Annotated in this window: 18 protein-coding genes; 8 read left to right on the forward strand and 10 right to left on the reverse strand. The window is 62.7% G+C overall.

Annotated elements, in window-relative coordinates:
- Positions 1-1,166 (forward strand): hypothetical protein (locus VIM98_RS06130; protein WP_331992214.1); only part of this gene is annotated, 1,166 nt, incomplete at its 5' end.
- A gap of 164 nt (positions 1,167-1,330) precedes the next feature.
- Here VIM98_RS06130 and VIM98_RS06135 read toward each other — a convergent pair.
- The 3 genes from VIM98_RS06135 to VIM98_RS06145 form a co-directional block, all read right to left on the reverse strand.
- Positions 1,331-2,131 (reverse strand): hypothetical protein, encoded by an 801-nt coding sequence (locus tag VIM98_RS06135; RefSeq protein WP_331992215.1) that lies wholly within the window; start codon positions 2,129-2,131, stop codon positions 1,331-1,333.
- Between the two features lie 459 nt (positions 2,132-2,590).
- Positions 2,591-3,598 (reverse strand): hypothetical protein, encoded by a 1,008-nt coding sequence (locus VIM98_RS06140; protein ID WP_331992216.1) that lies wholly within the window; start codon positions 3,596-3,598, stop codon positions 2,591-2,593.
- 86 nt (positions 3,599-3,684) lie between these two features.
- Complete coding sequence (locus VIM98_RS06145; RefSeq protein WP_331992217.1) at positions 3,685-4,014, reverse strand: hypothetical protein; 330 nt, start codon at positions 4,012-4,014, stop codon at positions 3,685-3,687.
- A gap of 148 nt (positions 4,015-4,162) precedes the next feature.
- On the opposite strand from VIM98_RS06145, the gene VIM98_RS06150 reads away from it, so the two are divergent.
- The 3 genes from VIM98_RS06150 to VIM98_RS06160 are packed head-to-tail and all read left to right on the forward strand — an operon-like array spanning position 4,163 to position 7,055.
- Positions 4,163-5,173 (forward strand): two-component system sensor histidine kinase NtrB, encoded by a 1,011-nt coding sequence (locus tag VIM98_RS06150; RefSeq protein ID WP_331992218.1) that lies wholly within the window; start codon positions 4,163-4,165, stop codon positions 5,171-5,173.
- Positions 5,174-5,193: 20 nt separating this feature from the next.
- A complete protein-coding gene (gene ntrC, locus VIM98_RS06155) occupies positions 5,194-6,573 on the forward strand; it encodes a nitrogen regulation protein NR(I) (RefSeq protein WP_331992219.1) in 1,380 nt (459 codons plus the stop codon).
- A gap of 14 nt (positions 6,574-6,587) precedes the next feature.
- Positions 6,588-7,055: a GNAT family N-acetyltransferase gene (locus VIM98_RS06160; protein ID WP_331992220.1), complete on the forward strand. Its 468-nt coding sequence runs from the start codon at positions 6,588-6,590 to the stop codon at positions 7,053-7,055.
- Between the two features lie 115 nt (positions 7,056-7,170).
- Here VIM98_RS06160 and VIM98_RS06165 read toward each other — a convergent pair whose 3' ends face one another.
- Entirely contained in the window at positions 7,171-8,304 is a 1,134-nt protein-coding gene (locus VIM98_RS06165; protein ID WP_331992221.1) for a hypothetical protein, read from the reverse strand.
- Positions 8,305-8,420: 116 nt separating this feature from the next.
- Here VIM98_RS06165 and VIM98_RS06170 point away from each other — a divergent pair, with 116 nt between their 5' ends.
- Positions 8,421-9,704, forward strand: coding sequence for an acetyl-CoA C-acetyltransferase (locus tag VIM98_RS06170; protein ID WP_331992222.1), 1,284 nt, complete (start codon positions 8,421-8,423; stop codon positions 9,702-9,704).
- Between the two features lie 65 nt (positions 9,705-9,769).
- Here the strand turns inward: VIM98_RS06170 and VIM98_RS06175 are convergent, their stop codons facing one another.
- The 5 genes from VIM98_RS06175 to VIM98_RS06195 all read right to left on the reverse strand — a co-directional run bounded on the left by VIM98_RS06175 (position 9,770) and on the right by VIM98_RS06195 (position 14,599).
- Positions 9,770-11,674 (reverse strand): phospholipase D family protein, encoded by a 1,905-nt coding sequence (locus VIM98_RS06175; RefSeq protein ID WP_331992223.1) that lies wholly within the window; start codon positions 11,672-11,674, stop codon positions 9,770-9,772.
- 46 nt (positions 11,675-11,720) lie between these two features.
- Positions 11,721-12,290 carry a YceI family protein gene (locus VIM98_RS06180; RefSeq protein ID WP_331992231.1) on the reverse strand — a complete coding sequence of 190 codons (570 nt, stop codon included), beginning with the start codon at positions 12,288-12,290 and terminating at the stop codon, positions 11,721-11,723.
- 14 nt (positions 12,291-12,304) lie between these two features.
- Positions 12,305-12,778: a SixA phosphatase family protein gene (locus tag VIM98_RS06185; protein WP_331992224.1), complete on the reverse strand. Its 474-nt coding sequence runs from the start codon at positions 12,776-12,778 to the stop codon at positions 12,305-12,307.
- Between the two features lie 36 nt (positions 12,779-12,814).
- The gene (locus VIM98_RS06190; protein WP_331992225.1) at positions 12,815-13,447 is read right to left on the reverse strand and encodes a ParA family protein; all 633 of its coding nucleotides are present in this window, start codon (positions 13,445-13,447) and stop codon (positions 12,815-12,817) included.
- Between the two features lie 117 nt (positions 13,448-13,564).
- A complete protein-coding gene (locus VIM98_RS06195; RefSeq protein WP_331992226.1) occupies positions 13,565-14,599 on the reverse strand; it encodes a hypothetical protein in 1,035 nt (344 codons plus the stop codon).
- 211 nt (positions 14,600-14,810) lie between these two features.
- Between VIM98_RS06195 and VIM98_RS06200 the strand changes: the two genes are divergently transcribed.
- Complete coding sequence (locus tag VIM98_RS06200; RefSeq protein ID WP_331992227.1) at positions 14,811-15,008, forward strand: antitermination protein NusB; 198 nt, start codon at positions 14,811-14,813, stop codon at positions 15,006-15,008.
- A 128-nt stretch (positions 15,009-15,136) separates the two neighbouring features.
- Here the strand turns inward: VIM98_RS06200 and speE are convergent, their stop codons facing one another.
- Positions 15,137-15,988 carry a polyamine aminopropyltransferase gene (gene speE, locus VIM98_RS06205; protein ID WP_331992228.1) on the reverse strand — a complete coding sequence of 284 codons (852 nt, stop codon included), beginning with the start codon at positions 15,986-15,988 and terminating at the stop codon, positions 15,137-15,139.
- Positions 15,989-16,272: 284 nt separating this feature from the next.
- On the opposite strand from speE, the gene speA reads away from it, so the two are divergent.
- Positions 16,273-18,162, forward strand: coding sequence for a biosynthetic arginine decarboxylase (gene speA, locus VIM98_RS06210; protein WP_331992229.1), 1,890 nt, complete (start codon positions 16,273-16,275; stop codon positions 18,160-18,162).
- A 166-nt stretch (positions 18,163-18,328) separates the two neighbouring features.
- Positions 18,329-18,864: SDR family NAD(P)-dependent oxidoreductase (locus VIM98_RS06215; RefSeq protein WP_331992230.1), on the forward strand; the 536-nt coding region annotated here is incomplete at its 3' end.

Genomic DNA, 18,864 nt, shown 5'->3' on the forward strand with positions numbered 1-18,864 from the left:
CATGCATGCGCCATCGTCCCGACGACTGGCGGGCACGATACCTCACCGCGATTGCTCGGGACGACTGCCTCGCGACGATGCGGGTCTGGCCGCGCGGCCATTATCTCTCCGCCGCTGGAAGCTTTTGCGTACTTTTTACCCGGGACGACGAAGCGTTCGGCCTCGACCTCATCGAGGCGCTGCTCCCTGCAATCGGCGACGAATTGCGTGCCCGGCCCTTTCACAGCTTTCACGAACTCCACGACATGGTGTGGCATGCACTGCGGCTGTCGGACGTGCTCGGCATCTATGCGGGCAAAAAAGGCCCGACCGCGCGGATGCGAGCTGTCGCGGCAAAGCTCGCGGCGAACTGGACGCCGGAGGGACTCGCCGCGCAGATCTCCGCGATCACTCGCCGCGATTTCCAGCCCGCGTCATGGCTGCTAGATTTTGTCGGCGGCGTCTCCAAGCGCCAGTTCGCGGCGACTATCGCTCACATCGACTGGGTCCAGATCGACCGGACGATCGGCGACGCCTGGGGCACGATGTATCATGAGATCGAGATGTTCCTCCAGGTCTGCTTCCGGGCCCCCTCGGCCAAGGCGCCGATCCGCGCGATGATCGCGACGCATCTCGATGGCATGGAGCCGCTGTCGGTGCGTCTCGCGATGCTGGCACCTGATGCCGCGGCTCGTCAGGTCGAGGCCGGCAAGACGGTTGGCCTAGCTGCTTATGGCCATTTCCACTGGCGGATGAGCGCTTCGGTCGTTGCACAGCTCGTCATTTCCCACCCCGAGCTAATCGCAACCATGATCGCACCGCATGTCGCCGTCGCAAGCCAACAACTGGGCCGCAAGTCCCAGCCCTTCTTCGACGAGCCGTTACTTTTCCTGCGGCTCACTTGGCAGCTTGCGCCGGTGGCGTTTCAGCGGATCATGGCGGGGATCGATCCGGCTGGAGCCGAGGCGGGCTGGACAGCGGCACTTCAGGGCACCGATGCAAAGCAGCACGCGCCTGGCGGCGACCGGCTCCAGAGTCGCGCCGACCGTGAAAGTGCGGCCTGGCTGATCGAGCGCGCACTGCCGCGTACCGACGCGCTCGGTGAAGTCTCCCGCCGCGTCCGTGCGCGCTTTCCGCGGCGATCGGTGCCGCCGCCAAAGCTACTCAAGCCATTCACCTGGGAATGAAGGCAAATGGAAAGGGCAAATGGGGCCACTCATAAATTGGTCTGAGCACGCGCACCGGCTTGGCAATGAACGTCCTCTCTCGTACAGGTCTGGCAGTCAGCATCACATACACGCCCCGCGGGGTTTGGCAATCGTGGATATCCCCACTCCTCCTCTCGCAAAGTCTATTGATCTCTGACTCCGACCAGAATTCCCCCGTCGGTGGAGGTCAAATCCTGCAACAGAAGTTCCTCGCCATCGCGTTGCCAAACCCAGCCGGGCTGGTCATCGGTGGGACTGTGAGCTTGCCAAGTGCCTGGCCCCAGAACGAAGTCGTAGCGCTCTTTGAGCGACGCGAGGGATTCCTGCTGCGTAATGACAAAGCCAACCTTTACGATTCCAGTGGGGTCCACTAAGACCTTGAATGGGCCAGTGACCTCGACGCCGGCCACTTTCATCACGTTCAAGCCGCCCTCGCAGATGTAACCAGGTTTTTCAAAGGTCCTACAAGTAATGTCTGGCCACCGCTGATAAACGTTGACGTTTGGGCGCCCAAGCACCACCCCATCAAAGTCCAAGGGCTGCTTATAGAAATACTTCGTATCGGTCGGTCCCGCCGATTTAGGTATACCGACGTTGCGCGTCCCGGTCGACTTGTTCTGGTTGAATAGGGTGAGCACAAACCCGCCAACCACGAGGATGATCGCACTGCCCACCAGACGGGCTAGGACACCGTCGTGGCGAGGCGCTGGATTTTCGGAGGTGGGCTTGCCGTGCCATACCGACATGCCTTGCTTGACTAAGCCTTTGGCTTGGTCCTTGATACCTTCTCGGGAGAGTTCCTCGGCACGTAATTGCAAGTACAGGCGCTGGGCGTCCTCATCGTTCCCCGCCTCAACTCGGGCTTTGATCCAAAGCGCTTGGTCCATGACACCAGAGGCGACCTCCATAGCTGCGGCGGCGTAATAGCGCTTGTGCACTGCCATCGTGCTTCCCCCTAACCTTCATGGCCCCTGCGGTAAGTAGGCAGCCAGGGGTGAATTATCGTCAAGCGGGTTTAAGACACGCTCAAGGGCTCGACCAAAAGGTCTTGGTTGCGGTGAAGTTGCGGCTGAGCGGCCGGGGGGGGGGCATATAGGGCCACCCACTAACGAGACTGAATACGGGTGCTGGCCGGTGTCGCACTGAATGGATGTCCCAAACCTATCCGAAATGCCGCAGCAGAAGCGTCGTTGCGCGACATCTGTGCGCACCACGGTGACAAGATAGTGTCAGGAACTATTGATGTGAGAGCAGGCCTTGCTGAAACGCCAAAAAAAGCCGCCTTGCGGCGGCTTTCTTGTTTGGTCTTTGCAGTAGGGCCTTTTGAGGCCGTCGCGAGGGGGCGGTACTGCTCCATCCCGTCTCACCTTTGCCACAGAATGTACGCGCGTAACTAGCCGTGGTCAACTGGCTTGATGATTAGCCGCAAGTAACTCTTTGATTTCCATGTGTTCTTTAATTTCTTGCTCCAGTCGAAGGCCAGCCCGGTTAGCTAGGGCTTCCGCAACTTCTCGAAGCACTCGAAACTCTTCTTCGAGTTCTGTGTGAACCTGAGTCTGAAGCCTGAGAGCCACAACTTGGGCTTCCAAAGCCTCAACTCTACGGAGCTGAGGATAAAGATTTGCCACCCGTGCTTTCGTCGCCGCGTAGTCAGTTACGCCTACCGAATGCAAGAGGGCATCATCCAGTAGCTTCGTTTCGCGGCTCGATAGAGCGACTGGATACTGGACGGATCGACCGGATTTTTTCACGCCACGCTCCGTGTACAAGGATTCGGGTGGCAAAATCCGAGCGAATGACACTGTTTCGATCATGGAGCAGATGACCCAGCTTTGCTTTTTCGATGAGCCGTAAAATGAAAGCCTAGCCAGCGTCCCAGGATCGATTTCGAAGAACGTTTTGCCTCCGTTTTGAGGAAAGACCGAGGTGGCCGGTACCACTTGAACAGCGTTAGGCGTCATGTTGACAACCACGGCCAGTCGCCTTTTGTGCATTTCCCCATGTTGTCTCGTGTCATTGTAACCATCAACTTCGCGACGAGTACCCTGCTCGGTCGCTAAGCTGGGAACGTGTCCGTAATCGACCTCAACCAAAGTTCCCTTCCGCAAATAACGTTGTGCGCCTGGCTGTTGTTTGCTTTGTTTAAAGTAGACCTCTTGGGTTTGAGAGAAAATGCGGTAGAGATACACTTGGAAACGAGCGGGCTCAGCTCCCTGCGGCCCAAGACACGTCACATGTAGTACCTCCCAGCGTCGATGAGAAAGTCCTGCGAACTCTTTGACGAAAAAGACTCGTGCATGATGTTGTCCTGGCAGCAAAGCAGAGGAAATATCTTCATGCGTCTCTTGTCCTAATAACGTCGCTCCATCGTCGTCTACTTCAAAATAGGAGATAACTATCGTAGTCTTCATAACGAAGAACACATCCGTGCGCGTCCGATTGTAGAGAATGTACTAAGGTTGCTCTGTTCTTTGATGAGGCTTGCTTATTGATTAGGTCAACCATTGTTGTAGCGTCGACGTGGCGCGATCTGCGAAACCCGCGCAGATGTCAGGCCAAATTTTGCTGCAACGTCTTTGGTTTTTTGCCCGCTCGCAACTTCGCCCCGAATTGCGCTATCTCTTATCTCGTCCAGCGACTGCTGCAAGCCTTGAATCTTCTGGGCTGATTCGTCCTGCTGTCTTTCCAGTTTTGCGAGACGCGTCTCTGTGACCTCCTGCTTTCCCCTCAGCTCTGCTAGGTCTCTCGCCATTTCATCTTGGGCTTGTTGCAGCAGACTTTGGGCTTTGCTTAGCAGGTCCTGAGTTTTCTTGCCAAAAATGTCCATGTCGTCCTCTCTAGAATGGATCTAGCGGCAAGAAATAAATTAAATTAATTTAATATTCGTGTCAATACACCGATATGAGCGCCTGCATCTGGAAGAAGTAAGGGGGCCAAACATTGCACCAAACAAGCGCATTGCCCATGATTGGGGCATGGAGCTGATAGCTTGGCGTAACTGGGCGGAACAGATGACCACGGGCTTGGCCTTGGTCGATGCCGGGTTGCGCGTTGAGTGGGTCAATCCGGCGCTGGCCGAACTGCTGGATATCGGGCCGCGCAGCGCGGTGGGGCAGCCGCTGGGGTTGCTGTTGCATGAGCCGTCCTGGCTGGAGCATGCGGAGCGGGTGCTGGCCGAGCAGGGGGGGATGCAGTTTCGCGGGGTGGTGCTGGCCTCTGCGCGAGGCAGCGAGACGATCGTGGATCTCAATCTCCAGGCGCTCGGGCCGGAGCGGCTTTCCATCGAGGTCCATGCGCTGACCAAGGCAACCGCGACCTCGTCGCCGTTGTCGGCCACTCTGCGCGGCTTTGCGCATGAAGTGAAGAACCCACTGGCCGGTTTGCGCGGGGCGGCGCAGCTGTTGCAGCGCCGTGTGCATGATGAGGATCTACAGGCGTTGGCTGGCATGGTGATCGCCGAGGCCGATCGGCTGGCGGCCTTGGCCAATCGTCTGTTGAATCATGACGGCGCGCCCAAGCTGGCGCCGGTGAATATCCATGAACGGCTCGAGCGCTTGTGCGATTTGTTGCAGGCCGAGCCCATGCCGATTCGCCTGCGCCATGACTACGATCCCAGCTTGCCCGATGTGCTCGGCGATGCCGATCGCTTGCAGCAATTGCTGTTGAACCTGGCGCGCAATGCGATCGAGGCCGGTGCGAAGACGCTGGCACTGCGCACGCGTGTCGAGCACGGCGTGCGTGTGGGTGAACGCAGCTTGCGCACCGCGTTGCGGGTGGATGTGATCGATGACGGTCCGGGTGTGCCGGCCGATCTGCGCGAGACCTTGTTCGAGCCCCTGGTGTCAGGACGCAGCGATGGCAGTGGGCTGGGCTTGGCGTTGTCGCGCGAGATCGCCCGGGATCATGGCGGCGAGTTGCGCTACACCAGCCGTCCGGGCGAAACGGTCTTTAGCTTGTACTTGCCGCTGGAACGCACGCATGAATGAGCGCGTGCGAGGAATTGACGATGAATCATGAGATATGGATCGCCGACGACGATCGCGGCGTGCGCTTTGTGCTGGCCGAGGCCTTGCGCGATGCCGGTCACGCCGTGCGCGAGTTCAGCGATGCCGCCAGTGTGCGCGACGCGCTTGGCGAATCCCGTCCAGCTGTCTTGTTGACCGATGTGCGCATGCCTGGCGAAGACGGCCTGGAGCTTTTGTCGGATCTGCACGCGCGCGGCATCGGTCCGGTGATCGTGATGAGTGCGTTTACCGATGTGGCGACCACGGCGGCGGCTTACCGTGCCGGGGCAGTCGATTACATCGCCAAGCCGTTCGATCTGGATCAGGCTGTGACGGCCGTTCAACGCGCGTTAGCGCAGGCGTCGTTGTCGTCGGTGGCGAGCGAGCCAACTCCGGCGCCGGCGCATGCATTGCTGGGCGAGAGCCCGGCGATGCGCGAGGTCTTCCGCTTGATCGGACGTGTCGCCGCGAGCGATCTGAATGTGCTGATCACCGGCGAAACGGGTACCGGCAAGGAGCTGGTTGCGCGTGCGTTGCACGAGGAAAGCGCACGCCGCGATCGTCCGTTTGTGGCGCTCAATACGGCGGCGATTCCCAGTGAGTTGCTGGAGAGCGAGCTCTTCGGTCACGAGGCCGGTGCGTTTACCGGCGCCGCACGCCGTCATGCAGGTCGTTTCGAGCAGGCCGAGGGCGGCACGCTGTTTCTCGACGAGATCGGCGACATGCCGCTGGGCTTGCAGACGCGGTTGCTGCGCGTGCTCGCCGGTGGCGAGTTTTATCGTGTCGGCGGGCGTGAGCTGATCCGTTGCAATGTGCGTATCGTCGCGGCCACGCATCAGGATCTGGACGCGCGGGTTGCCGTGGGCCAATTCCGTGCGGACCTCAAGCACCGCCTGGATGTCGTTCGCATCGCTTTGCCGCCGCTGCGTGCGCGGCGCAGCGATATTCCGTTGCTGGCGCGTCATTTCATCGATGCGGCGGCGAAGGAACTGAAGTTGCCGCCCAAGCGCATCGCGCGCGCGGCATTGAAGCTGATCGAGCAACGCGATTTTCCCGGCAATGTGCGTGAGCTGGAGAATCTGTGCCGGCGCCTGACGGTGATCGCGCCGGGTGCGGAAATCCTGCCGGCAGACCTGACCGATTCGAGCGCGCCTGCACGCAACGACTGGACCGACGGTCTGCGCGAATGGGTCGAGCAGGCGCTTGCCGGCGGCGAGCACGATATCCATGGTCGCGCGCGCGAAGCGTTGGATCGTACCTTGCTTGAAGCGGCGCTGGCCGCGCATGACGGCCATCGACAGCACGCGGCGGCGGCGCTGGGCGTGGGCCGCAATACCTTGACCCGCAAACTCGGCGCGTCGCGCACGCGGCGACCGTCGTAACGATAGGAAACACCGTGAGCACGATTACCGTTCGCGCTGCCGAGCGCAGCGATCACGTCGCTATTGCAGAGTGGAATGGGGCGATGGCTTGGGAGACGGAAGCCAAGCGTCTGGATCCGGCGACGTTGTCGCGCGGCGTGCAGGCGATCTTCGATGAGCCGCGTCGCGGGTTTTATCTGGTGGCCGAGGATCGAGGTACGCCTGTGGGTTGCCTGATGGTGACTTACGAATGGAGCGATTGGCGCTGCGGGGACTTTTGGTGGATCCAGAGTGTTTACGTCACCGAAGCCGCGCGGCGGCGCGGTGTGTTCAGCGCGCTATATCAGGATGTGAAGCAGCGAGCGCAGGCGGCTGGGGCCGTGGGGCTGCGGCTTTATGTGGAGACCGAGAATGCGCGGGCCCAGGCGACGTACGGTGGGCTTGGGATGGAGCGGTGTCACTACTTTATGTATGAGGATGAGTTTGTGCGGGCGGGGGACTGAGGAGCTGCCCCCTCACCCCAACCCTCTCCCCTGGCTTGCCGGGGGAGAGGGCTGGGGTGAGGGGGAGCACTCGAAGCGAATACTTGTTACTCGCCCCAAGCGAGACTGTGCGCAATCAATGCAACGGCGTCGCAGGAGCACTCAACCGCCCCTGCGCGTCCAGAACCACCCGCCCCAGCGCGTGCAGATCCGGCGCGATGCCGTAGCGTTCGGCCAGCAGGGCGATCAACGGCCCCAGCGATTGCGGCGCCAACGGATAACCATGGGCCAGCGCGCGAGCCGCGCCGCCGTCGCCACGCTGGGCGACGGTCAATGCGATGACGCCCAGGCCCGGGGCTTCATGAGCCACCAGGGTCGGCGGATCGAAGCCGGGATCGGCATCGGCGAGCTGCTCGAGCAAGCCGCCCTCGATCGCATCGATTCGCTCGCCTTCCAGCCGCACCGCCAGGCCGTGCGCAGCGAGCAGCGCCGCATACTGACGCAGCTCGAACACGATGCCTGCCAGGTCGTGCGTGCGTTGTGTCGCTTCCCCGGCTTGCGCCGCCAACCACGCGGCCGGCGATTGGGCGAACACCTTGCCCTCGGCGTAGCGCAGCGGCAGGCCGCGCGCGCTCAGGGTGGATTCTTCGCGATACGGCGTGAGCAGCGCGGCTTCCAGCAGCATCCACAGCGGTGCCAGATTGACGTGCTCGTATTGCACGCAGGTCAGCGCGAGTACGTCGTTGCGGCTCAAGTAGCGCACGTGTTCCAACTGCACGCCAAGACGACGCATCAAGGCATCGCTGGTGCGCTGGCCCGCCTCTCCGCGACCGACCAGTTCGATTTCCAACTGCTCCGCCAGCTCGGTGGCCAGCGGTTCGGGCGCGAGCAGGCTGATCGGGATGTAGCGCATCGGGCCGTCCGCGTAGGTCGGATCGGGCTCGAGTGGCTGGGCGGGCATGCGGCCTTCATGGCTGCCAAAGGCGACCACGTTTTCCAGATGTCCACGCGGTACCCGGCGGGCCAGCTCGTCGAGCGTGGCCCAGACAGGAAAGCCTGGGCGCAGCAGCTCCACCGCGTCGAACAGCCCGCCCGCCAGCGCCAGACGGGCCTGGTCTACCTGGGGCAGCAGGGCGTGGAGGTCGCTGGCGACATGCGCGGCCAGCTCGGCCGCCTCGTCGCGGGTCAAGGCAAGCTGCGTGGGCGTTTCGCCGGGCGAAAGCTCCACTGCCAGCACGATCGGCAGGGCCACCGTGGTTTGGACTTCCACTTGAGGTTTCCCAACAGCAAAGAACCGGAATTCTAGCATTGGGCGGTTTTGGGCTTCCGCCAAGCGCCCTAGCGGGTTAGCCTTAACAATCAGTGTTAGGTCGGACTGTTCCGTACATGGAAAACACGCAAAAGCGCGTCGGCGTCATCGGCGGTGTACGCATTCCCTTCTGCCGTAACAACACGGCGTACGCCGATGTCGGCAATTTCGGTATGTCGGTCAAGGTCTTGGGTGCCCTGGTCGAACGCTTTGGCCTGCACGGCGTCGAGCTGGGCGAGGTGGCCATGGGGGCGGTGATCAAGCACTCCTCCGAGTGGAACCTGGCCCGCGAAGCGCTGCTGTCCTCCGGCCTTGCCCCGACCACGCCGGGCATCACCACGGCGCGAGCCTGCGGTACCTCGCTGGACAACGCGATCATCATCGCCAACAAGATCGCCGCCGGGCAGATCGAGGCGGGCATTGCCGGCGGCTCGGATACCACCAGCGACGTGCCGATCGTGTTCAGCGAGCGGCTGCGCAAGCGCCTGCTGGCGGTCAACCGCGCCAAGAGTGTCCAGGACAAGCTGCGCGCAGCCACGCGCGGGTTTTCCTTCAAGGAGCTCAAGCCGGCGTTCCCGGGCGTGGCCGAGCCGCGTACCGGCAAGTCCATGGGCGACCACTGCGAACTGATGGCGCGCGAATGGCATATCACCCGCCAGGCGCAGGATCAGCTGGCGCTCGATAGCCATCGCAAGCTGGCCGCTGCCTACGATGCCGGTTTCTTCGACGATCTGGTGGTGCCGTTCCGCGGTCTTAAGCGCGATGGCTTCCTGCGTCCGGATTCGACCCTGGAGAAGCTGGGCACGCTGCGCCCGGCGTTCGACAAGACCTCCGGCCACGGCACGCTGACTGCCGGTAATTCCACCGGCCTGTCCGATGGCGCCGCGGCGGTGTTGCTGGGGTCGGAGAGCTGGGCCGCCGCGCGCGGCCTGAAGATCCAGGCTTACCTGCGCGATGCCGAAGTGGCCGCGGTGGATTTTGTCCACGGCGAAGGCCTGCTGATGGCGCCGACCATCGCCGTGCCGCGCATGCTGAAGCGCCATGGCCTGACCCTGCAGGATTTCGATTTCTACGAGATCCACGAAGCCTTCGCCGCCCAGGTGTTGTGCACGCTGCGCGCCTGGGAATCGGCCGATTACTGCAAGAACCGCCTGGGCCTGGATGCGCCGTTCGGCTCGATCGATCCGGCCAAGCTGAATATCCATGGCTCCAGCCTCGCCGTCGGCCATCCTTTCGCCGCCACCGGTGCCCGCATCGTCGCCACGCTGGCAAAGATGCTCGAGCAGAAGGGGTCGGGCCGCGGGCTGATTTCGATCTGCACCGCTGGCGGCATGGGCGTGACGGCGATCCTGGAGCGGTAAGAAGCGAGTGGCAGGGATGCGTAACCCGCGCTCCCTCAATCACTCCTCTTTATTCATTCCTCGTCTCACAGCACCCCCTGCACCCCAGCCCCGAACGCCGTAATCAACCGCGTATAGATCAGCTTTCCCGACAACGCCACATCGGGGAAGTCGCCGACCGGCTCGTAGCAGGCGAAGAAGCCAGGGTCGGTGGGGCGCATGGGCGTGCAGCCGGCCTTGAGGTCGTAGCTGGTGGCATAGCGATAAGGCCACAGGTCGAATAAAGGCAGGCTTTCGGAGATATCGCTGAGCGTCCCGCTGATTTCGCCCAGCACCGGGATCGTCGGTTTGCGTGGAGCGATTACCCAGGCATTTTCCGGCTGAGTGTCCGCCAGGATGTCGCCGCGCAGCTCCTCGGCAAAGCGGCGGTCGTAGACGATCACGCCGGCCTCGGTGTTGTAGTGATCCGAGCGCGGGTCGAAGTTGTGCGAACCGACCATGGCGAAGTTGTCGTCCACTACGATGGATTTCGCATGCAGGCCGAAGCGTCGGCCTTCGCTGGAAATCGGCGCCGGCCGGTTGCTGCTTGAGCTGCCGAGCAGGGCACGGCTTTCGGTATTGCGGATCAGCGAGCGGCGGCGCACAGCCTTTCCGTTTTTACCTGCCTTGCCGGTCGCTGGCGTCGAAATCGGTTGGCCGTCGTCGCTGGCCGCCTCGGTGTTGGCCTCGACCGCTAATTGTGCGTGCGGCTTCATTTCATAGATCTCGAAGCCATAGTTCTTCAAATACCGCTTGCGATGTTTGTACGACAACGCATAGACCGCGAAAGCATCCGTGGAGGCGAGGGAGTTTGTCGACACCACGATGCGCGGCGGATTTTGGCTTTCCCGCAGGCGCAGGAAGATATTCTGCGCGCGCTTGCTCATGACCAGATAGGGCGTCTGCAGGATGACCTCGCGCTTGGCACCCCCGACCAGGCGCATGACACGCGCGGTAAATTCACGCGCGTCCCGTTGTTGCGGCTTCTCGGTTTTGGCCGGAAGGTCGCTGAAGTATTCCACCTGGCCGGTGCGCATGCTGTCGTCGAGGATATTGTCCTCGATCCATGCGGCATCGTCGGCTTCCTCCAGCGCGCGCGCCACGCGGATGGGGTGCTCGTAATGCGGCGTTGACCAGGTCACCGGGCCGGGGTTGGCAAGAATCCGGCTGTTGACGTCGCGCAACTGCACTAATGGCTTGGAGCGCTTGTGATTCCAGAACAGGTCGAAGCTCTGCGCCATGGCCTTGGCGGCGGCACCGCCGACCAGCACGTCGCGGTCGAGGTAATCGAAATCGTTGTCCCAGTTGAAATAGCGATCCTGATAGTTGCGCCCGCCGGTTATGCCTACCGTATTGTCGACCAGGATCAACTTGTTGTGCATGCGCTGGTTGAACTTCAGGAAGCAGCAGGCCAGGCTCGCGGCAAATTCCCAGGGGGGTGTCTGCGCTTTGTGGAATGTCGGGTTGTATAGCCGTATTTCGAGATTGCTATGCACGCGGGCCAGTTTGCTGAGCAGATCGGCGTCGCTGAATGAAGAGAGCTGGTCGGCGAGGATGCGCACTTTGACGCCCCGGCGCGCCGCTGCAATCAGCTCGTTCAGTACCAGCAGGCCGACATCGTCCTGGTCCCAGATATAGGTCTGGATATCGATCGATCGCTGCGCGCCGTGAATCAGGTTGAGCCGCGCCACCATCGCCGGCTCGCTGTCGCTCAGCAGGGCGACCACATTCATCGGTTGGGTGTCGGTCGATTCGGCCAGCGCCTCGTGCCCGGCATCGAGCAGTGCCGATGGGCTGGCGCAGCGGTCGGGTCGATCGCACGTCACCGTGGTATCGGCGTCGGAAGCGACGACCTCGCTGGCCTTGGCGATGCGTGTGTGCGAGAGGCTGCAGCCCGAGAGCAGGCTGACGAAAGCTACGGTAAGGAAAAGGAGGCCAAGGCGCTGTCGCATGCGCACATGATATAAGGCTTTGCCAGTGAAGCCGGCGCCTCGGACCTCAAGGCATTTGGCGATCCAGCTCAATCGTCAGCCCCAGGTCGACCCGGTCGGACAACGCGGTACGGTGACCGTTCATGTTGAAGTCGCTGCGCTGAATGCTGCCGCGCAGTTCGATCGTGCAAGTGTGCATGGCGTCGAGCCGGCAATGCGCCGGCAGCATCTGGAATACCGCCGGCTGGGTGACGCCTCGGACCGTGAGCCAGCCGCTGAGATCTCCCCCGTCTTCGAGCTTGGCCACCGCCACGGGTGCGGAAACGAAGTGGATCGTCGGGTAGTGCTCGACATCGAAGAATTCCGGTGCCAGCACCCAGCGGCGGAAGCGGTCCGAATCCATCTGCACGCTGTTGACGTCGATGCGAGCATCGACGGTGGCGAGGTCGCGCTGAGGGTTCAGGGTGACTTCGCCACCGATCTGGTCGAAGCGTCCGCGAATCTGTCGTAGCCAGAACAGGCGCACGCCGAAGTCGGCGTGCGAACGCTGCGAATCGATACGGAAGTCGGCGGCGCGTGCGTTACCGACATCCAGACCGCTACCGACTGCAAGAGCGAAGATCAGGACGTTGCGCAGGAAAGTGTTCGGTATTACGGCGACCAGAAAGCGTCCAGTCGGGCACTGCCCGGCTCGAGCGATCCATGCAGATGTAACACAGCCAGGCCGGCCGGAGGCATGCCGCGAAATTCGTCGGACCGTCCTTCCACCAACAAGGCCACCAAGCGTTCGATGCCGGGATTGTGACCGACGAGCATGACAGTTCCCGCATCGTCATGCTGGTCGAGCAGAGCGAGCAGCTCGCCCGGGGTGGCGTCGTAGATTTCGTCGGCGATCTGCGACTCGGGGGCCTGCGGCATCGCCGCCAGCGCCAGAGTGGCGGTGGCGCGGGTGCGTTCGGACGGCGAGCACAGTACGCGATCTGGCTTGACGCCATGGTTGGCCAGCCAGGTGCCGGCGGCCTTGGCCTCCTGCTCACCGCGTCCGCTCAAGCGCCGCCCTTGGTCTTCTCCGCCGGCTTTGGCCGGCTGGGCTTCGGCGTGACGCAACAGGATCAATTCGTGCATAGGTGACTCCGTGTGCCGGGCAAGGCCGGACGATTCTTATTGTTGGCGCTTGATCCAGCGCAGGATCGGCTTCCAGTCTTCCTGGTGGCTACGTACCTGCTCGGAGTTGTAATCGAAGATGCCTTTGCCCAACGCCGTGAGCAAGACATAGGCCTGGCTGTCGCGCAGTTGGGCAATGACCGGGAAAGGCGATTGTTCCTTGAGCTGGTCGACCGCATCCTGGCTGGCGCGCGTCCATGGCTTGAGGCGGTTGGCCACCAGGGCGACCGGTAGCTTGCCGCGCTTGATACGGGCGATTTCCTTCAGGTGGGCAAGGAAATCGAGCGTGGCGTCCAGGTCGAACGGCGAGGGCAGGACCGGTACCAGCAGCACGCTGGCGTGTTCGATGTAAGGCTCCAGTTCGCGCTCATGCGAACCGGCCGGCGTGTCGATCAGCGCGCGCTGGGTATCTTCGGGGAGTTTTTCGACCGCTTTGCGGCTTCCTTCCACAGCGAGTACGCCCGGGACGTTGTCAGGCCGCCGCGCGGCCCAGCGCAGGCTGGACTGCTGGCGATCGACATCGACGATCGCGGTGTTTTTGCCGTCCTGCGCCCAATGCGAGGCCAGCTGGGTCACCAGCGTGCTCTTGCCGCAACCGCCCTTGCTGCTTGCCACCAGCACGTTAAGCATGCGCCACTCCCTTCGGAAGGTAGGACGAAGGGTACACAGGCTGCGCGCAATGGGGAACGGGCTTGCCGCAATGTTCGGCAGTGGATCGCGCGCCGGCCTTCGCCAGGCGCGCGGAATTCAGCGCGCCGCGGAGGCGGTAGAACCTGCGGGAGCGGGCGCGGCCTCTTCTTTCGGCGCCTCCAGCGCGATGGAGTAATCGCGCATGGCGGCGAGCACGATGCTCATTTCCGTGCCGCCGTTACGTGCCAGGGCGAGCAGATGCTGGGCCATGGCTTTGTCGGTCGGCGCACGTGCGGACAGCCTGGCAAAGCTTTGCACCTGCCAGATCAGGTTCCGGCGCTGGCGCTTGGCGTCTTCGCGCTGGGCGTCGTCATCGGCCAGTACTTCGCGGATGTGCAGACCGAGCGAGCGGGCCAGCGGGCTCGAACCCCACTCCAGAATGCGGCTGAGCTTCAGGCAGTCATCCTTGAGCGCAGCATCGGCAGCGGCGTTTTCGCAAATTTTTGCGGTGGCCTGCAAGCCGGGCTGCGGCAGCGTGCTGATCGTGCTGTAGACGATCAGCATCTGCACGCCGCTGGGACCGGCCGACATCGACGGATCGACCGTATCGGCTGGCGGCGGCAAGACGCTGACCACGTCGGCTACGGCTTTGAGGCTGGCACCGGTGTAGTCATCGTAGAGCTTCGCCGCGGCAGCGCGGGCCAGATCCGCGCGGGCGTCCTTGTCCTTGCCGTTATGGTGATCGACGCCCAGCTGCAGCATCCAGACGGCGGCATTGTCGGCTGCCTGCTCGCGCAGTTTGGCCAGTGCTTCGTTATTGGGGCAGTCGCCGCCCTTGGCATCGCAGTCGCCAAGTCGTGCCCAGCTGATCTCCGGGCCGGCGCCTTCGACCGCCGCGGCGCGCTCGATCAGGGTGTGGAAATCGTTGTACTTGGGTTGGTTCGGCAACGGGCGGGCCAGCAAAGCCGCGCCCAGCAAGGGTGCGGCATCGGCGCGCGGAGCCACGACGCTGACCAGATCGCGCTGGAAGGCGATCATGGCCTGGGCATGGGCGGCTGCCGCCTGCTTGGCGGTATCGGCAGGTTTTGCGGCCATGGCCAGGGCCGGTGCGGTGCAGGCCAGGGCCAGAACCAGGTAGCGCCATCCGCGCATAGGGTTCTTCTCCATAAAACTGTCACAAGACGGCCAGCATAGCCCGTCAGGATTGAGGAAGTTCTGAACAGGGGCAATTCGCGAATATCGGCGTCATCCTTAAGCTCGCCTGATCCAGGGGATGGCGGGCAGGGAATGTCGTGGGTCAGGCTTGTTAGCATGGCCCGGTCGCGAGGCGCTCGATGCCCATCGCAGATGCAGGAGATAACAAGTGGATCAGTTCGTCCTATTCACCGATGGGCGCGCGCCCTGGGTGGCCGGCTGGGGGACGCTGGCGTTGATCAATGCCGGTTTGGCACAAGGCAAGAATCGCAGAGGCCTGATCTGGTTTTTGCTGTCGCTCGTGTTCGGTCCGTTGGCGACACTCGTGCTGGTGTTGCTGCCGCGGGTCAGGCCCACGTTGTTTTGAGGGGGGCGCCGCATCGCTGCCCGACGCTGTGAGGTCGGCCGCTGTGCGGCCTGTAGCGTGTCAGGGGAGAGCCGTGCGACGGCAGTACACGGCTCTCGTCGCACTCGTTGTCGAGTGCGTGCCCGAGATTATTCGCCCAGCGCCTCGCGCATGAACTCCGGCTGCGCCAGGGCGCCGCGGTGCACGTCGGCGTTGTAGTAACGCGTGGGGAAGTTCTTGCTGGCCGCGCCGCGCTCGCGGAAGCCGGAAAGGTCGCCGCCCTTGCGTGCCATCGTGCAGCTCCACCAGCCGGTGGGATAGCACGGCTGCGGGAACGGCAGCGTCTTGACCGCGCTGAAGCCGGCCGTGCGCATCGCCGCGCGCATCGACTTGATCAGTTCGATATGCGCCAGCGGCGACTCGCTCTGCTGCACCAGGATGCCGCCATGCCGCAGGGCCTTGTGGCAGCTGGTATAGAAAGCGGCGTTGAACAGGCCTTCGGCCGGGCCGATCGGGTCGGTCGAATCGACGATGATCAAGTCCAGCGACTCCGGCTCGGCTTCGGCCATGTACTTGATGCCGTCGATGAACAGCAACTCGGCGCGCGGATCGTTATTGGCTTCGCAAAGCTCCGGGAAATACTGCTCGGCCAGGTGCGTGACGCGCTCGTCGATTTCCACCTGCACGGCGTGCTCGACTTCCTCGTGCTTGAGCACTTCGCGCAGCGTGCCGCAATCGCCGCCGCCGATAATCACCACGCGCTTGGCGCGCGCATGGGTGAACAGCGCCGGGTGCGTCATCATTTCGTGATACAGGAAATTATCGCGGCCGGTCAGCATGACGCAGCCATCGATCACCATCAGGTTGCCCCAGTCGGTGGTCTGGTAGATCTCGATGGTCTGGAACGCGGATTTTTCCGCATGAAGCAGCTTCTCCACACGAAAACCGATGGAGGAGCCGGAGGCCTGGTGCGCCTCGGTGTACCAGCTGGGCTGCGACATGACGAAAAATCCCTGACGTTCGGTAATAGTGGGGTAAAGGGCAGGCATTGTACCGGGAACTCGGTCCGGCATGGGTTGCAGCAAAAGCCGCACCGCAGCCACATTGTCACGCGAGGCCTATTACAATGGCGGTCCGGCGCGACCCCGAAGGTTCCTTCTGTCGCCTGGACCAGCCCCTAAGGCCCCGCGGCGTGCGAGGCTTCCGGCCGTGGGGGCTCGTTGCTTCGTCAAGGCTCGCCGCTGCGACGACATCCTCTGTAGGTATTCACAAGGATCTCAAGTCCATGGCGAACCCCTGGAATCCGGCTGCCTCCCGTCACCTTTATGCGATCGCCCACTGGGGCGACGGCTATGTAGACGTCGACGATGCCGGGCATATTGTCATGCGCCCACGCGGCGCCAACGGCCCGGCACTGTCGTTGCCGGACATTGTCGAACGCGCCCGCGCCGAAGGCTTGCGCCTGCCGTTGATGGTGCGTTTCCCCGATATTCTCGCCGACCGCCTGGCGCGCCTGCAGCGCGCCTTCGCCAAGGCGATCGGGGAATGGAGCTATACGGGCGGCTATACGGCCGTCTATCCGATCAAGGTCAACCAGCAGCGCGGCGTGGCCGGCGAGCTGGCGGCCGTGGGCACGGAAGGCTTCGGTCTCGAAGCCGGCTCCAAGCCGGAGCTGATGGCCGTCCTGGCGATGGCGCGGCCGGGCAGCATCGTTATCTGCAACGGCTACAAGGATCGCGAATACATCCGCCTCGCGCTGATCGGTCGCCGGTTGGGCCTGCGCGTGTACATCGTGATCGAGAAACTGTCCGAGCTCGAACACGTGCTTGCCGAAGCGAAGGCGCTGGATGTCGAGCCGCTGCTCGGCGTGCGTGTGCGTCTGGCCACCCTGGGTGCCGGCAAGTGGCAGAACACCGGTGGCGACAAGGGCAAATTCGGCTTGTCGCCCAGCCAGGTGCTGACCCTGATCGAACGACTGGAGCGGGCAGGCCTCACGCATACGCTCAAGCTGCAGCATTTCCATATGGGCTCGCAGATGTCCAATGTGCGCGACATCGCGGCGGGCATGCGCGAGGCGAGCCGCTATTTCGTCGAACTGCGCAACAAAAATGTGCCGCTGGAGATCGTCGACGTCGGCGGTGGGTTGGGCGTGGATTACGAAGGCTCGCGCTCGCGCAGCAGCAATTCGATCAACTATTCGCTGGAGCAGTACGCCGCGACCATCGTGCAGGCGTTGGCCGAAGTCTGCGCCGAACAGAACCTGGACGCGCCGCATATCATCACCGAGGCGGGCCGTGCGATGACCGCGCACCACGCGGTGCTGATTACCAACGTCACCGAGGTCGAGGAAGTTCCCACCGGTCGCATTGCACCGCCGAGCGACGACGAACCCGGCGTGCTGCGCCGCCTGCGCGAAACCTACGAGGAACTCGATCGGCGTCCGGCGCTGGAGTTGTTCCATGAAGCGCAGCATCACCTGGCCGAGGGCCAGTCGCTGTATGCGTTAGGCCAGCTCGCGCTGGACGATCGCGCGCATCTGGACGACCTCTACTACGCGATCGCGACCGCGGTGCGTGGGCGCTTGTTGCCGGGCGAGCGAGCACATCGCCAGGTGCTCGACGAACTCGACGAAAAGCTGGTCGACAAATATTTCCTCAACTTTTCGGTGTTCGAGTCCGTGCCGGATATCTGGGCCATCGAGCAGATCTTCCCGATCGCGCCGATCGCACGCCTGGACGAGCAGCCGACGCGCCGCGGCGTGCTGGTCGATCTCACCTGCGATTCGGACGGTCGCATCGATCACTATGTCGATGCCGAAGGTGTGGACGTCAGCTTGCCGCTGCACCCGCTGCGCGAAGGCGAGAGCTATCAGCTGGGCATTTTCATGGTCGGTGCGTACCAGGAAACGCTGGGCGACATCCATAACCTGTTCGGCGACACCGATGCGGTGAATGTGCGCGTCGAGGGCGATTCGTATGTTTTTGCGCACAAGCGCCGCGGCGACACCACCGATCTGATGCTCGATTACGTCGGTTACGACCTGGCAGCCATGCGCCAGAGTTACCGCGACCGCATCGCGGCGGCCGGCCTGGGCGGCGCGGATGCCGAGCGGTTCTACGAGACATTGAACAAGGGTTTGACCGGCTACACCTATCTTTCCGATAAGGCCGACTAAACGAAACCTCGAACTACCCAACTACCTTGCAGGAGCGACTTCAGTCGCGACAAGCGGCCATATCCGACGGCCTTGTCGCGACTGAAGTCGCTCCTGCAGAGATAGGCGGCGAGAGGTCTCATAAGGCCGGCATAACGCTTTCCCCCAAGCTTACGAAGGAGTGTTTATGGCGAGTCTCGAAGGCAAAGTCGCGTTGATCACCGGCGCGGCCAGCGGTCTTGGCAAGGCGATTGCCGAGCTCTATGCGAAGAACGGCGCGGCGGTGGCCATTGCCGATATCAACCAGCAGGCCGCCGATGCGGCCGCTGCCGAGATCGTCGCCGCTGGCGGCAAGGCGATCGGCATCGCGATGGATGTCACGGACGAAGCGGCTGTCAATGCCGGCACCGACAAGGCGGTCGCGGCGTTCGGTCATCTGGATATCCTGATCTCCAATGCTGGCGTGCAGATCATCAACCCGATCGATCAGTTCAGCTTCGCCGACTGGAAGAAGATGCTCGCGATCCATCTGGATGGCGGCTTTCTCACCACCAAGGCTGCGCTCAAGCACATGTACAAGGACGATCGCGGCGGCATCGTGATCTACATGGGTTCGGTGCACTCGCACGAAGCATCCAAGCTCAAGTCGGCCTATGTGACCGCCAAGCACGGTCTGTTGGGCCTGGCGCGCACACTGGCCAAAGAAGGCGCGGCGCATAACGT

This window comes from Dyella sp. (assembly GCF_036568765.1).
Lineage (GTDB): Bacteria > Pseudomonadota > Gammaproteobacteria > Xanthomonadales > Rhodanobacteraceae > GSA-30.

Bases quoted from the DNA above. Each gene is read 5' to 3' on its own strand.
- VIM98_RS06135 (WP_331992215.1), bottom strand. From the start codon at position 2,131: ATGGCAGTGCACAAGCGCTATTACGCCGCCGCAGCTATGGAGGTCGCC.
- VIM98_RS06140 (WP_331992216.1), bottom strand. From the start codon at position 3,598: ATGAAGACTACGATAGTTATCTCCTATTTTGAAGTAGACGACGATGGA.
- VIM98_RS06145 (WP_331992217.1), bottom strand. From the start codon at position 4,014: ATGGACATTTTTGGCAAGAAAACTCAGGACCTGCTAAGCAAAGCCCAA.
- VIM98_RS06150 (WP_331992218.1), top strand. From the start codon at position 4,163: ATGGAGCTGATAGCTTGGCGTAACTGGGCGGAACAGATGACCACGGGC.
- ntrC (WP_331992219.1), top strand. From the start codon at position 5,194: ATGAATCATGAGATATGGATCGCCGACGACGATCGCGGCGTGCGCTTT.
- VIM98_RS06170 (WP_331992222.1), top strand. From the start codon at position 8,421: ATGGAAAACACGCAAAAGCGCGTCGGCGTCATCGGCGGTGTACGCATT.
- VIM98_RS06175 (WP_331992223.1), bottom strand. From the start codon at position 11,674: ATGCGACAGCGCCTTGGCCTCCTTTTCCTTACCGTAGCTTTCGTCAGC.
- VIM98_RS06185 (WP_331992224.1), bottom strand. From the start codon at position 12,778: ATGCACGAATTGATCCTGTTGCGTCACGCCGAAGCCCAGCCGGCCAAA.
- VIM98_RS06190 (WP_331992225.1), bottom strand. From the start codon at position 13,447: ATGCTTAACGTGCTGGTGGCAAGCAGCAAGGGCGGTTGCGGCAAGAGC.
- VIM98_RS06195 (WP_331992226.1), bottom strand. From the start codon at position 14,599: ATGCGCGGATGGCGCTACCTGGTTCTGGCCCTGGCCTGCACCGCACCG.
- speE (WP_331992228.1), bottom strand. From the start codon at position 15,988: ATGTCGCAGCCCAGCTGGTACACCGAGGCGCACCAGGCCTCCGGCTCC.
- speA (WP_331992229.1), top strand. From the start codon at position 16,273: ATGGCGAACCCCTGGAATCCGGCTGCCTCCCGTCACCTTTATGCGATC.